The sequence below is a fragment of the Ruegeria meonggei genome (genome assembly GCF_900172215.1).
GTDB classification, from domain to species: Bacteria; Pseudomonadota; Alphaproteobacteria; order Rhodobacterales; family Rhodobacteraceae; genus Ruegeria; species Ruegeria meonggei.
Window position 1 is genome coordinate 34,007 of record NZ_FWFP01000002.1, and the last position, 12,991, is coordinate 46,997.

16 protein-coding genes are annotated in these 12,991 nt (G+C 58.8%); all 16 read right to left on the reverse strand.

What is annotated here, in order from left to right; translation table 11 throughout:
- Positions 1-8: 8 nt before the first annotated feature.
- Positions 9-230: a DUF5337 domain-containing protein gene (locus tag RUM8411_RS02860; RefSeq protein WP_085821144.1), complete on the reverse strand. Its 222-nt coding sequence runs from the start codon at positions 228-230 to the stop codon at positions 9-11.
- Positions 231-261: 31 nt separating this feature from the next.
- Positions 262-1,362 carry an NADH-quinone oxidoreductase subunit NuoE gene (gene nuoE / locus RUM8411_RS02865; RefSeq protein ID WP_085821145.1) on the reverse strand — a complete coding sequence of 367 codons (1,101 nt, stop codon included), beginning with the start codon at positions 1,360-1,362 and terminating at the stop codon, positions 262-264.
- Positions 1,363-1,391: 29 nt separating this feature from the next.
- Entirely contained in the window at positions 1,392-1,631 is a 240-nt protein-coding gene (locus RUM8411_RS02870) for a hypothetical protein (RefSeq protein ID WP_085821146.1), read from the reverse strand.
- A 53-nt stretch (positions 1,632-1,684) separates the two neighbouring features.
- Positions 1,685-2,908, reverse strand: a complete 1,224-nt coding sequence (locus RUM8411_RS02875; RefSeq protein ID WP_200818527.1) for an NADH-quinone oxidoreductase subunit D — start codon at positions 2,906-2,908, stop codon at positions 1,685-1,687.
- Positions 2,908-3,042 (reverse strand): hypothetical protein, encoded by a 135-nt coding sequence (locus RUM8411_RS23135; RefSeq protein WP_268808299.1) that lies wholly within the window; start codon positions 3,040-3,042, stop codon positions 2,908-2,910. Before RUM8411_RS23135 ends, RUM8411_RS02875 begins: the two co-directional genes overlap by 1 nt.
- Before the next feature lies 1 nt (position 3,043).
- A complete protein-coding gene (locus RUM8411_RS22800) occupies positions 3,044-3,217 on the reverse strand; it encodes a hypothetical protein (protein WP_010442775.1) in 174 nt (57 codons plus the stop codon).
- A complete protein-coding gene (locus tag RUM8411_RS02880; RefSeq protein ID WP_085821148.1) occupies positions 3,217-3,822 on the reverse strand; it encodes an NADH-quinone oxidoreductase subunit C in 606 nt (201 codons plus the stop codon). The genes RUM8411_RS22800 and RUM8411_RS02880 overlap by 1 nt, the downstream gene beginning before the upstream one ends.
- An 11-nt stretch (positions 3,823-3,833) precedes the next feature.
- Positions 3,834-4,367, reverse strand: a complete 534-nt coding sequence (locus RUM8411_RS02885; RefSeq protein WP_037307875.1) for a NuoB/complex I 20 kDa subunit family protein — start codon at positions 4,365-4,367, stop codon at positions 3,834-3,836.
- Positions 4,358-4,723 (reverse strand): NADH-quinone oxidoreductase subunit A, encoded by a 366-nt coding sequence (locus RUM8411_RS02890; RefSeq protein WP_058274389.1) that lies wholly within the window; start codon positions 4,721-4,723, stop codon positions 4,358-4,360. Before RUM8411_RS02890 ends, RUM8411_RS02885 begins: the two co-directional genes overlap by 10 nt.
- Before the next feature lie 186 nt (positions 4,724-4,909).
- The gene (locus tag RUM8411_RS02895; RefSeq protein ID WP_085821149.1) at positions 4,910-5,698 is read right to left on the reverse strand and encodes a crotonase/enoyl-CoA hydratase family protein; all 789 of its coding nucleotides are present in this window, start codon (positions 5,696-5,698) and stop codon (positions 4,910-4,912) included.
- Between the two features lie 9 nt (positions 5,699-5,707).
- Complete coding sequence (locus RUM8411_RS02900) at positions 5,708-6,562, reverse strand: hydroxymethylglutaryl-CoA lyase (protein WP_085821150.1); 855 nt, start codon at positions 6,560-6,562, stop codon at positions 5,708-5,710.
- A 66-nt stretch (positions 6,563-6,628) separates the two neighbouring features.
- A complete protein-coding gene (locus tag RUM8411_RS02905) occupies positions 6,629-8,557 on the reverse strand; it encodes an acetyl/propionyl/methylcrotonyl-CoA carboxylase subunit alpha (protein WP_085821151.1) in 1,929 nt (642 codons plus the stop codon).
- Between the two features lie 3 nt (positions 8,558-8,560).
- The gene (locus tag RUM8411_RS02910; protein ID WP_085821152.1) at positions 8,561-8,986 is read right to left on the reverse strand and encodes an ASCH domain-containing protein; all 426 of its coding nucleotides are present in this window, start codon (positions 8,984-8,986) and stop codon (positions 8,561-8,563) included.
- A 280-nt stretch (positions 8,987-9,266) separates the two neighbouring features.
- The gene (locus RUM8411_RS02920) at positions 9,267-10,871 is read right to left on the reverse strand and encodes a carboxyl transferase domain-containing protein (protein ID WP_085821154.1); all 1,605 of its coding nucleotides are present in this window, start codon (positions 10,869-10,871) and stop codon (positions 9,267-9,269) included.
- Positions 10,868-11,374, reverse strand: coding sequence for a hypothetical protein (locus RUM8411_RS02925; RefSeq protein ID WP_085821155.1), 507 nt, complete (start codon positions 11,372-11,374; stop codon positions 10,868-10,870). Before RUM8411_RS02925 ends, RUM8411_RS02920 begins: the two co-directional genes overlap by 4 nt.
- Positions 11,374-12,915 carry an AMP-binding protein gene (locus RUM8411_RS02930; protein ID WP_085821571.1) on the reverse strand — a complete coding sequence of 514 codons (1,542 nt, stop codon included), beginning with the start codon at positions 12,913-12,915 and terminating at the stop codon, positions 11,374-11,376. The genes RUM8411_RS02925 and RUM8411_RS02930 overlap by 1 nt, the downstream gene beginning before the upstream one ends.
- Positions 12,916-12,991 lie beyond the last annotated feature (76 nt).

Sequence of the window (12,991 nt, forward strand, 5' to 3'; positions counted from 1 at the left end):
TGTTACCTTCAGCTGTCCTGACGCATGCGCCAGAGTTGAAAAATGTTCACGCCTGCATAGATGAATCCTGCCAGAGCGGCAAAATCAAACAGCAGCGCATAACGCCCCGGCAATTCCAATGCAGGGCCAATGAACAGGGTCATGGCAAGCCAAATCAGCATGGTCACGGCAATGACCACCCCGATATGTCGGCCCTTTCGGGCTATGGCCTGTTCCTTGTCCTGGCCCATCTCACCTTGGTGCCCTGAACGGGCATTCGTATCAGTCTTCGTAAGTGCCATCTTTTTTGACACGTTTGGCAAACTCGGTTTCTTCACCTGCGGCCAGTTTGGCCGCCTGTTCAATCCAGCCGTCGCGTTCGATACGGCCTTTGAATTTCAACCGCGCGTCTACCCATGCCACCTGTTCTGATGTCCAGGCCGCGATCTGGTCAAAATGATAGAAACCCAGTTCGTTCAGCGTCTGTTCAAGCTTGGGTCCGACACCCTTTAGCATCTTCAGGTCATCCGCCTTGCCGTCCCGCGCCCCGGTCAGCGTCTCGGGCTGAGCCTCTTTGGCTGCTTTCGCCTCTTCCGCCTGCTTCACAGCAGGTTTGGCCGGCGCAGGTGCTTTGGGCGGCGTCGGAGCCGCCTTGGTCGCCGCCGCCTTACCGTCCTTACCCAGCCAGGGCGTCAGGATCGGAACTTCGGTCCCCTCAATGCGCTTGACTGTGTCGCCCAGATCCGCCGCCAGCGCGACACTGGCATTGTACTGCGGTTTATCAGCCTCGTATTCCGTCAGGCTGCTGAGACCCTTCAGCGGCTCAGCGGCATAGCGACCATTCTGCGGGCCTGGTGTCGGAACTTTGCCCGCAACCAGATCGTCAATGATCCTGCCGAAATTCTCAGCCGTCAGATCCTCATAGTAATCCTTGCCGATCTGGACCATGGGCGCGTTGGTGCAAGAGCCCAGGCATTCGACCTCTTCCCAGCTCAGCTTACCATCGGCGGATAGAGCGTGCGGCTTTGCTGCGATCTTGTCCTTGCAGACCGCGATCAGATCTTCGGCCCCGCAAATCATGCAGGACGTCGTGCCGCAGACCTGAATATGTGCCACCGAGCCAACCGGTTGCAGTTGGAACATGAAGTAGAACGAAGCCACCTCAAGCACGCGGATATAGGCCATACCCAGCATGTCCGCGACGGATTCAATCGCTGGACGGCTCAACCAGCCCTCCTGCTCTTGCGCGCGCCATAGCAGCGGTATGACCGCGCTGGCCTGACGCCCCTCGGGGAATTTGGTGACCTGCGCTTCGGCCCATTGCTGGTTGGCAGCGGTGAAGGCAAAGCTCTCGGGTTGTTCGGGGTGCAAACGGCGGAGCATTTAGTATCCTTCTCGAGTGCGCAGCCGGCTCAAAGAAAAATGTCGAGAACCAGCATTGTTGCTAAAAGAACCAGTAAAATCCCTATGAGAAGACCGAGAAGAATTCCGACAAATAGGGGTATTCCGAATAGGATTCGTTTCCACATCGGGAACTCTTTGGTCATCCGATCGGCGATTGTATACGCCCCGAACTCCACCAGAAAGTAAGGCAAAAGCAATATTGCCAGAGCGGCCCAAACAGGCAACGCGTCGAGTATCGATTCCAGCACTCATCATTCCCTTGCCAATCTTCCCGTCGTGACACTCTGTTGGTTCGGAGTACTCACCTGTCAATCTCCCCAAACACCACATCCATGGTACCGATGATGGCGGCGACATCGGCCAGTTGGTGACCTCCGGCAATGTGGTCCATAGCTTGCAGGTGCAGGAAGCCCGGCGCGCGCAGTTTGGCGCGGTAGGGTTTGTTGGTGCCGTCGGCGACCAGATAGACGCCGAACTCGCCCTTGGGGGCTTCGACGGCGGCATAGACCTCACCCGCGGGAACGTGGAAGCCTTCGGTATACAGTTTGAAGTGATGGATCAGGCTCTCCATTGAGGTCTTCATATCCGCGCGTGACGGCGGTGTGATTTTGCCTCGGGCCAGAACATCGCCGGGACAATCACGGATTTTGGCAATGGCCTGGCGGATGATCAGCAGCGACTGGCGCATTTCTTCCATCCGCACCAGATAGCGGTCATAGCAGTCGCCGTTCTTGCCGACGGGAATCTGGAATTCGAACTCATCGTAGCATTCATAAGGCTGCGCACGGCGCAGATCCCAGGCCAGACCAGACCCGCGCACCATCACACCCGAGAAGCCGTATTTCAGGATGTCATCCTCGGTCACCACACCGATATCGGCGTTGCGCTGCTTGAAAATGCGGTTTTCAGTCAGCAAGCCGTCGATATCGTCCATGACGGCCGGAAACGTGTGGCTCCAGGCTTCGATATCGTCCAACAGCTCTGGCGGCAGGTCCTGATGCACGCCGCCGGGGCGGAAATAGGCCGCGTGCAAGCGGGCACCGCAGGCGCGTTCATAGAACACCATCAGCTTCTCACGCTCTTCAAAACCCCACAAAGGCGGGGTCAACGCGCCGACATCCATCGCCTGCGTGGTCACGTTCAGAAGGTGGTTCAGAATGCGCCCGATCTCGGAATACAGCACCCGGATCAACGAGCCGCGGCGCGGCACCTCAACCCCGGTCAGCTTTTCGATGGCCAGACACCAGGCATGTTCCTGATTCATCGGCGCCACATAGTCGAGGCGGTCAAAATACGGCAGGTTCTGCAGATAGGTGCGGCTTTCCATCAGCTTTTCGGTGCCACGATGCAGCAGGCCGATATGCGGATCACAGCGTTCGACAATTTCGCCGTCCAACTCAAGCACCAAACGCAAAACACCATGAGCCGCAGGGTGCTGCGGGCCGAAGTTGATGTTGAAATTGCGGATCTTCTGTTCTCCGCTCAGCGCGTCCGTGCTGCCGTCATCGTATCTTGAGCCGTCCATCAACGCCCCCGCTTATTCTTTTTTGCATCAGCCCGAACCCGGACCTTTTCCGCCTCAAGCGCTTTGGCCGCAGCCCCTGCCAGCAGGACCCCCAGCGCACCCAAAGTGATCAGTTCCCCCAGCAGCATCAGCATCTTAGCGGCGCTCCAACTCTTGCAGTTTCAGTCCGACCCACCACAGCAGCGCGATCGTACCAAACGGGACCAGGCAAAGAAGGCACCAGTATTTGTTGATCCCGAAGAACGGCAAAATCTTTACCATCGGGATGATGGTCAGCGCAGACAGGATCAGCCACCAGATACCACCCATCACTCGGCCTCCTGCTTTTCATCGCCCGGCAGAATGTAATTCGCGCCCTCCCACGGGGACATGAAATCAAACTGCCGGTATTCCTGCACTAGGCTGACAGGCTCGTAGACCACGCGCTTTTGCGCCTCGTCATAGCGCACTTCTGTGTACCCGGTGGTCGGGAAATCCTTGCGCAGCGGATGGCCGCGGAACCCATAGTCGGTCAGGATACGCCGCAGGTCCGGATGGCCCGAGAACAAGATGCCGAACATGTCGAACACCTCGCGCTCGAACCAGTTGGCCGAGGGGTGAACATCAACAATCGACGGCACCATGTCTTCTTCGCGGATCGAAACGCGCAGGCGAATGCGCTGGTTTTGGTACATCGACAGGAAGTGATAGACCACGTCGAACCGCTTGGCCCGCTCGGGGTAGTCCACAGCAGTGATATCAACCAGAGACGAGAATTTGCAGTTCTGATCAGATTTCAGAAATTCGATGAACTCAACCAGGTTGGACGGAGCCACATCAACATTCAATTCGCCATGGGTCACGTCCCAGGACAAGACACAATCTGTCCGCTTCAGCTCTAACTGCGTGCCAAGTTCTTTGAGTGCTTCGCTCATCCACTCTCTCCTTAGCGCACGATGGTGCCGGTGCGGCGGATTTTGCGTTGCAGCTGCATCAGGCCGTACAACAACGCCTCTGCCGTTGGCGGGCAGCCGGGCACGTAGATGTCGACCGGTACGATGCGGTCACAGCCTCGCACGACTGAATAGGAATAATGGTAATAACCGCCGCCATTGGCGCAAGAGCCCATCGAGATCACATAGCGCGGTTCGGGCATCTGGTCGTAGACCTTGCGCAGCGCCGGGGCCATCTTGTTGGTCAGGGTGCCGGCCACGATCATCACGTCCGACTGACGCGGGGATGCGCGGGGGGCGATGCCGAACCGTTCCGCATCATAGCGCGGCATCGAGGTGTGCATCATTTCAACCGCACAGCAGGCCAGACCAAAGGTCATCCAGTGCAGCGATCCGGTCCGCGCCCAGTTGATGATGTCTTCGGTTGAAGTCAGCAGAAAGCCTTTATCCTGCAGCTCGGCGTTCAGGGCCTGGGTGGCGACTTCCTTGTCGACGCCGGCGGTGTTTGCACCCGTCATCACTCCCATTCCAGGGCCCCTTTCTTCCATTCATAGGCAAAGCCGATGGTCAGAACGCCAAGAAACACAATCATGGACCAGAACCCGACATCACTGATGTCTTTGAACCCCACGGCCCAGGGAAACAGGAAGGCGATTTCCAAATCGAAAATGATGAACAGAATCGCGACCAGATAGAATCGAACATCAAACTTCATCCGCGCATCGTCAAAGGCGTTGAAGCCGCATTCATACGCGCTGACCTTTTCCGGGTCGGGATTGCGAACAGCCAGTACCACAGCTGCCAGAATCAGAACGATTCCCAGGCCTACTGCAACGGCCAGAAACACCAGGATCGGGAGATACTCCCGCAAAAGGTCTTCCACGAATAGCTCCTTTCCTGCGCATAGCCCATCAGGGTGCGCCGTCAATTGGCGTGTTGACTGGACATTCTCTATCTCTGCGGGGTCAGAGGGTCAACCGAACACAGCCGCGCAGGGGGTTAATATTCCGCTTTTGCCTGACCGGAGTTAGGCCGAATTTTGGCGAATCCGCGTTTGAACAGAAATGGCTTAAACCTGAGTTTTCCATGCAGGATTTCGTTTCTGGAAAAACGCGCCGATTCCTTCGCGGGCTTCTTCGGTTTCCCACCGTTCCACCAGTGCCTGAATGGTCTGATCGATCACAGCATCGTCAATGCATGGCCCAAGCGCCCGAACCAGTTCCTTGGCCGAGGCCACGGCACCCGGCGCGCAAGACAGGTAAGGCTGGATTTCTGCCTCGACCGCATCTTTTAGATCCGCGGCGGGTACTGCCTTTGCCAGCAATCCAAGCGCCACAGCTTCAGCAGCATCAAACAAACGGGCAGACATGAAGACACGCCGTGCCTTTGCCTCGCCCATGCGTGCAATCACATAGGGGCCGATCGTAGCTGGGATCAGGCCCAGACGGGTTTCCGTCAGCCCCATTTTCACGGTCTCGACACCAATTGCCACGTCACACACAGCAGCCAGTCCGACACCGCCGCCAAACGCGTTGCCGTGGACAGCCCCGATGAGGGGTTTGGGCATGGTGTTCAGCGCCTGAAGCATCGCAGCCAGTTTGCGCGCCTCGGCAAAGCGCGTGCCTGGATCGGCGGCCATCTGGTCCTGCATCCAACCCAGATCGCCCCCGGCGCAAAAGGTTTTGCCCGCAGCGGCCAGCACCACAACCCGCACCGAATTGTCGGCCCCCAACTGCACGGCGGCTTGCGTCAGCTCCGAGATCATCTGCGCCGACATCGCGTTATACTTATCGGCGCGATCCAGAGTCAGTGTTGCTACGCCGCGTTCATCCATGGCGACCGAGATCGTTTCAAACATTCCCACCCCTTATTCCGGCCGCATCGCGCGCGCCATCTGCGCAGCCTCTTCGACAACGGCCAGATCGAGCCCGGTTTCATATCCCAGACGCTCAAGATGGGCCGCGACAGCCTCGGTTGCGACATTCCCGGACGCGCCAGGTGCAAAAGGGCACCCGCCCAGACCGCCAACGGCCGCATCGAAAGTTCGCACGCCCAGTGTCAGTGCCGCGTCGATATTGTCGATGGCACGACCGTTTGTGTCGTGGAAATGCCCCGCCAGACGTGTGACCGGCACACGGTCCCGCACGGCCAGCAGCATATGGGCGATCTTATCCGGCGTCCCCTGCCCGATCGTATCCCCCAGAGAGACCTCGTAACAACCCAACGAGAACAACCGGTCTGCAACCTCGGCCACTTTTTCAGGCGAGGTCGGTCCGTCATAGGGGCAATCGGTGACGCAGGAAACGTAGCCGCGAACTGGCAGGTCAATATGGCGCGCGGCCTCAAGGATCGGCTCGAACCGTTCAATGGATTCAGCAATCGTGGCATTGACGTTGGCCTTCGAGAACCCCTCGGACGCCGAGGCAAACACCGCGATTTCATCCGCCTTTGCGGCTCTTGCATCCTCATACCCGCGCATGTTCGGCGTCAGCGCGGCATAACGCACGCCCTTGGCCCGCGTGATCGCGGCCAGCACATCCGCGCTGCCCACCATTTGCGGCACCCATTTGGGTGACACAAAGCTGGCCACCTCGATCCGGGCAAACCCGGCGCGGCTGAGGCAATCGACCAGGGCAACCTTCTCGGCCACCGGAATTTCGCGCTGCTCGTTCTGCAGCCCGTCGCGTGGCCCAACTTCGAAGATTTCGACCCGTTCACCCATGGTTATGTCCTTTTCAATATGCCGCGTTTTAACCGACTGTGCCACGTTGTGTCCGCATGGGACAGGTCATTCCTCTTCCAACCGGACCAAAGCCGCCCCGGCCTCGACCTGCGTGCCGTCCTCAGCCAGTACCTCGGCCACGACGCCATCGCGTGCAGCCAGCAAAGAATGCTCCATCTTCATCGCTTCCAGAATGGCCAACCGGTCGCCCTCCTGCACCGCCTGTCCCACCTGTGCAAAGACCGCCTTGACCAGTCCCGGCATCGGCGCTTCGATCACGTTGGTGTCTCCCGCAGCACGTGTTGCGCGGTCCAGCGGGTCAACGATATCAAATACTTGGCCATAGCCATCAAACACAGTGACCGTTGTGTCCGAAACCGTAACACGTGGCATCGGCATTCCGTCAATCACCCATGTGTCGCCGATGCGTTCGGCCAGCACAGTCTCACCCGCCACGTCCCAGGTCTGACGATCCGGGCCTTCGACCTGAACGTCCAGGTCAATCACGTCCTGTGCCCTTAACTGAACCGCGCGATGCAGCGGGGCCCATAGAGAAAACCCGGTCTCGTCACTTGTGTTTTCCAGATCCAGCGCAGCCATCGCCGCCGCCACACAGGTTGCAGCGGGCAAAGGCGCGGCCTGTACCAATACCTCCAGATCACGGCCGATCAGACCGGTGTCCACATCCCCGCCCGCAAACCCCGCATGACGAGTCAGGGCTCCTAGAAAGGCAAGGTTGGTGACCGTGCCTGCAACCTCGGTGCGCTGCAAGGCGTGGTGCAATTGCTTTAGCGCAACCGCGCGGGTCGGGCCGTGCACAATGACCTTGGCAATCATCGGGTCATACCAAGGGCTGATCGTATCTCCGGCACGGACCCCGCTGTCTGCGCGGCAAGAGTGGGGAAACTCTAAATGCGTCAGCGTGCCCGTCGCGGGAAGAAAGCCCTTGGGCACATCTTCAGCATACAGGCGCGCCTCAAAAGCATGGCCCGAGATCGAGAGCTCGTGCTGTTGCTTCGGCAAGACCTCACCTGACGCCACGCGCAATTGCCATTCAACCAGATCCACGCCGGTGATCGCTTCGGTCACAGGGTGTTCGACCTGTAGCCGCGTGTTCATCTCCATGAACCAGAACCGGTCCGCGCGCAGCCCGTCAGAGGCATCGACGATGAATTCAACCGTCCCTGCCCCCTTGTAACCAATCGCTTCGGCCGCCCGCACGCCTGCCTGCCCCATGGCCTCGCGCATTTCAGCCGTCATGCCTGGGGCCGGGGCCTCTTCGATCACCTTCTGGTGCCGCCGCTGCAGGGAACAATCGCGTTCAAACAGATGAACTGCATGGGTGCCGTCGCCGAACACCTGCACTTCGATATGGCGCGGTTTTGAAACGAACTTCTCGACCAGAACGGCATCATTGCCAAAGGCCGTCCGGGCCTCACCCCTTGCGCTGTCCAGCGCGGTTGCGAAATCCGCTGGCTGTTCGACCAGCCGCATTCCCTTGCCACCGCCCCCGGCGACGGCCTTGATTAGGACCGGGTAACCGATCGTATCCGCAGCGCCCGCCAGATGCTCGGGGTCCTGATTGTCACCGTGATAGCCGGGCACGACCGGAACTCCGGCCTGCTCCATCAACACCTTGGCCGCGTCTTTGAGGCCCATCTTGCGGATCGCATCCGCCGAGGGGCCGATGAACGTCAGGCCCGCAGCCTCAACCGCATCTACAAATTCCGGGTTCTCGGACAAAAAGCCATAGCCCGGATGGATCGCCTGCGCGCCCGTGTCGAGCGCGGCCTGTATGATCACATCGCCTTTCAGATAGCTGTCCGCCGGGGCCGGGCCGCCGATATGCACGGCCTCGTCCGCCATCTGCACATGCTTGGCCGAGGCATCCACGTCCGAATGGACGGCCACACAAGGCACACCCATTTTCTGAGCCGTTTCCATGACTCGGCATGCGATTTCGCCACGGTTGGCAATCAGGATTTTATTGAACATTGTTTAGCCCTTTGCCGCCAGATCTTCGACAAGACGGAACTGCTCGCATACCAGCTCCATTTCCGGATCGAAGCCACCGTTGCGTTCAAAATAGTGGTGATGGTCCTCACGCCAGCCCTCGAGCGTATCATTCTCGCCCTCTGCCAAGGCAAAATCCTCTGTTACATCGCAATAGCGGCAGATTGAGACATCAACCGTTTCGATCACTAATGCCGGGCTGTCATCCCAATTCAACGCGATATCCCGCCGACCGACGACCGGCATTTCTGGGCTGTCTTCGGGATAATCCCGGAGCGCGCCGCAGGTCGCGGTCTTTTGGCCCATCCTTACCAGAGTCAACAACTCGGCACTCAATACGGCATTGTCGCCAAACTTAAACGTTTGGGCATTGGGATAGCGGAATTTTACGTCTTCGAGTTCGATGCTCATGACTCCTCCTCAACTGTCTGAACGGTTGTTTCATAGAGCCTCATTGCATCCGACATCGGTAAATCCGTCAGAACCCCTCCATACCGAGGCACCTTTTTGCCAGTAAGACAATTGCGATCCCGAATCCCAAGTTTATCAACCAAAAGAACTGTGGCGTCGCCTATTTCTGTGCCAAACCGATCACATTCAACCGGATCTCCGCTAACTTCTGTAAGCCAAAGCACAGTTCCTTTGTCGGGGATGGAGAATACGTGCTGAACCTTTGCTGAAAACGGCATTATCACATCCTGAACACGCCGAAGCGTGTCTCCTCAATCGGTGCGTTCAGCGCGGCGTTCAGCGACAAGGCCAGCACATCGCGGCTTTTGCGCGGGTCGATGATGCCGTCATCCCACAACCGGGCCGACGCGTAGAGCGGATGGGATTGTTCCTCGAACATCTTGAGCGTTGGGCGCTTGAATTCGACCTCTTCCTCAGCCGACCAGCTGCCACCCTGCCGTTCGATCCCGTCGCGTTTGACAGTGGCCAATACGCCCGCCGCCTGCTCTCCGCCCATGACCGAAATCCGCGAATTCGGCCAGGTCCACAGGAACCGCGGCTGATAGGCGCGGCCTGCCATCCCGTAATTCCCTGCCCCGAATGAGCCACCGACCAGCATGGTGATTTTCGGCACATTCGTCGTCGCCACAGCGGTCACCATCTTGGCCCCGTGCCGGGCGATGCCTTCGTTTTCGTATTTGCGGCCCACCATGAAACCGGTGATATTTTGCAGGAACACCAATGGAATGTTGCGTTGCGAGCAGAGTTCAACGAAGTGTGCGCCCTTCTGCGCGGCCTCGGAAAACAGCACGCCGTTATTGGCGATGATCCCGACGGGGCAGCCCTTGACATGGGCAAACCCGGTCACCAGCGTTTCACCAAAGCGCGGTTTGAACTCATCGAAACGCGAGCCATCGACCAGCCGCGCGATCACCTCGCGGATATCATAGGGCGTGCGCAGATCGGCGGGGACGACGCCCAGAATCTCCTCGGGGTCGTAGGCCGGGTCTTCGGGGCTGGCCCAATCCACCGTTTGCGGCCTGCGCCGGTTCAGCGACCCTACAGCGCGGCGCGCTAAGGCCAGCGCATGGGCGTCATCCTCGGCCAAATAGTCAGCCACGCCCGAGAGGCGCGTATGCACATCGCCTCCGCCCAAATCCTCGGCGCTGACGACCTCTCCGGTTGCAGCCTTGACCAGAGGTGGTCCGGCCAGAAAGATAGTGCCCTGATCGCGCACAATGATGGTCACATCCGACATTGCAGGCACATAGGCGCCACCCGCCGTGCACGAGCCCATGACCACCGCGATCTGAGGGATGCCCTTGGCGCTCATCCGTGCCTGATTATAGAAGATACGGCCAAAGTGGTCGCGGTCAGGGAAAACTTCATCCTGATTGGGCAGGTTGGCGCCACCGCTGTCGACCAGATAGATGCAGGGCAGATGATTTTCCTCGGCAATCTCCTGCGCGCGCAGGTGTTTCTTGACCGACATCGGGTAATAGGTACCGCCCTTCACGGTGGCGTCGTTACAGACCACCATGACCTCTTGCCCCTGCACCCGGCCAATACCTGCGATGACCCCGGCGCTGGGGGCGGCATCGCCATACATCCCATGCGCCGCCGTCGCGCCGATCTCAAGGAACGGAGACCCCGGATCGAGCAGGTTCGCCACCCGGCGTCGCGGCAGCATTTTGCCCCGCGATTCATGCCGTGCGCGGGATTTTTCACCACCGCCCATACGCGCCGCTTCGGCGGCAGCAGAGATTTGCGCCAGCGCGTCGAGATGGGCAGTGCGGTTTGCCTTGAAGCCCTCGGAGGTGGGCATGGCTTTGGATGTGAGTTTCATTCCCTATTTTCCTTAAGCAACCTTTGGGCATATCGCCAGTCGAGCCATCTTAGAGTTACATCCAACAACTCGCACTCCAACTCGGGAACTTCGTTGTCACACGTTTCGAAAGATGGCTTGGATGCACGACCTACAGCGTTTTCGTAGTATCGAAGCTTGAACCCTCTGAGATTGATTTCCGCCGGTAAGGAACTCGATATTTCCTTACCTTTGAGACGCAGATGATCAATGAAGATCATCTGACAGCTTTCTTCTCGGTCGTCAGAAATTCGGCCTGTGCAGTAACCCAGCGCCTGTGTAAGGCAATCAGCATCAAGTGTCATTTTGGAGATTGTAACTTTTGTCGAGGCGCTTAGCTCCGTGCAACCATCGAACCATTCTTCAATCCAGATGACCGGTTCCTCTGGTTCGTCAATAGAATACTCACAAATAGAATCCGCCAATCCAACGCTTGATAACATCGCAAATGGAGCAAGGAAAAAAGAAACAAAAAAACTCCTCATCACGTAGAGCTCACACCCATAGTCAATTCAGATTTTGCCATCTGCTTCAATTCCTTCCGAATAACCTTCCCGGTCACGGTCATCGGCAATTCCTCCAGAAATGCCACCTCGCGCGGGTAGGAATACTGCGCCAAACGGTCCTTGACCCACTCCTGTAACTCTGCGCCCGAGGCCTCGGCCCCCGGTTTCAACACCACATAGGCCTTGACGATCTCGGTCCGCAGTGGGTCAGGTTTACCGACCACGCCAACCGTCGCCACCGCCGGGTGGGTCAGCAGGCAATCCTCGATCTCGGCCGGGCCGATGCGGTATCCGGCCGAGGTAATCACGTCATCATCGCGACCGACAAAGCGCAGATAGTCGCACTCCCACACACCACGGTCGCCGGTGATCAACCAGTCGCCCCGGAACTTCTCAGCCGTCGCCTCAGGGCGGTTCCAATATTCCAACAGCATCGAGGCCGATCCTCGCCGGATGGCCACATCGCCCTCATCGCTGGTTGGCGCGCCGTTCTCGTCGATGACCGCAATCTCATGCCCCGGCACCGGCTTGCCGATACAGCCCGGGCGCGCGGGAAAGTCCTCAGTGCAGGACGACACCACCATGTTGCATTCGGTCTGGCCGTAAAACTCGTTGATCGTCAGGCCAAACGCCTGTTGCCCCCAGGCCAACATTTCAGCCCCCAAAGGCTCACCCCCAGACGCGACCGAGCGCAGCCCCGGAATACGTTGATCGGTGGCCTTCAACATCCGCAGCGCGGTGGGCGGAAAGAACACATTCCGCACACCGCCGCGCGTGATCACATCGACGCAGGCCTCGGGCGTGAATTTTTCCAAACGCGCGGCCACAACCGGAATGCCCAGCGCCAGCCCCGGCATCAGCACATCAAATAGCCCTCCGATCCAGGCCCAATCGGCAGGCGTCCACAGGCAATCGCCGTCACGCAAATGGTTGTGGCTGATGGAGACACCCGGCAGATGCCCCGTCAGAACCCGGTGCCCATGCAGGGCACCCTTGGGTTTGCCCGTGGTGCCAGAGGTATAGATCAGCACCGCCGGGTCGTCGGGGCCGGTCTCTGCAAAGGGCAGCGGATTGTCCGAAGGTGTGATCTGATCAACCTGCAACGACCGGGCCAGATCACCCAGCAGCGTGGCCCCTTCGGCATCGGTCAGAACAACCTGCGCCCCGGCATCCCCATGGCGCGACGCCAGCGCATCCTGCTGAAACAGTTTGAACAGCGGCACCGAGATCGCGCCGATCTTCCAAATCGCCAGATGGGCCGCTGCGCACATAGGCGACTGGCTGAGCAACACGCCCACGCGGTCTCCGGGGCGAACCGATTGCAACAGGCTGCGTGCGATACCGTCGGTCAACTGTTCAAGCTGCGCAAAGGTGACAACCTCGCGCCCACTGCCGGTCAGATCGATAATCGCGGTGCTGTCACTTGGCTGAGACAGGCACTGACGCGCCATATTGAGTCCATCCGGAATCATCCAGCCTCCACCCTGGCGCAACCCCGGTATGCCGTTATTGGGACGCATCATCGAAGTCCCTTATTTTCCTGAGTTTTCCCGGGTACACGCCGTTTCCCGCTGTCACGGAAACTTGATGCAGATC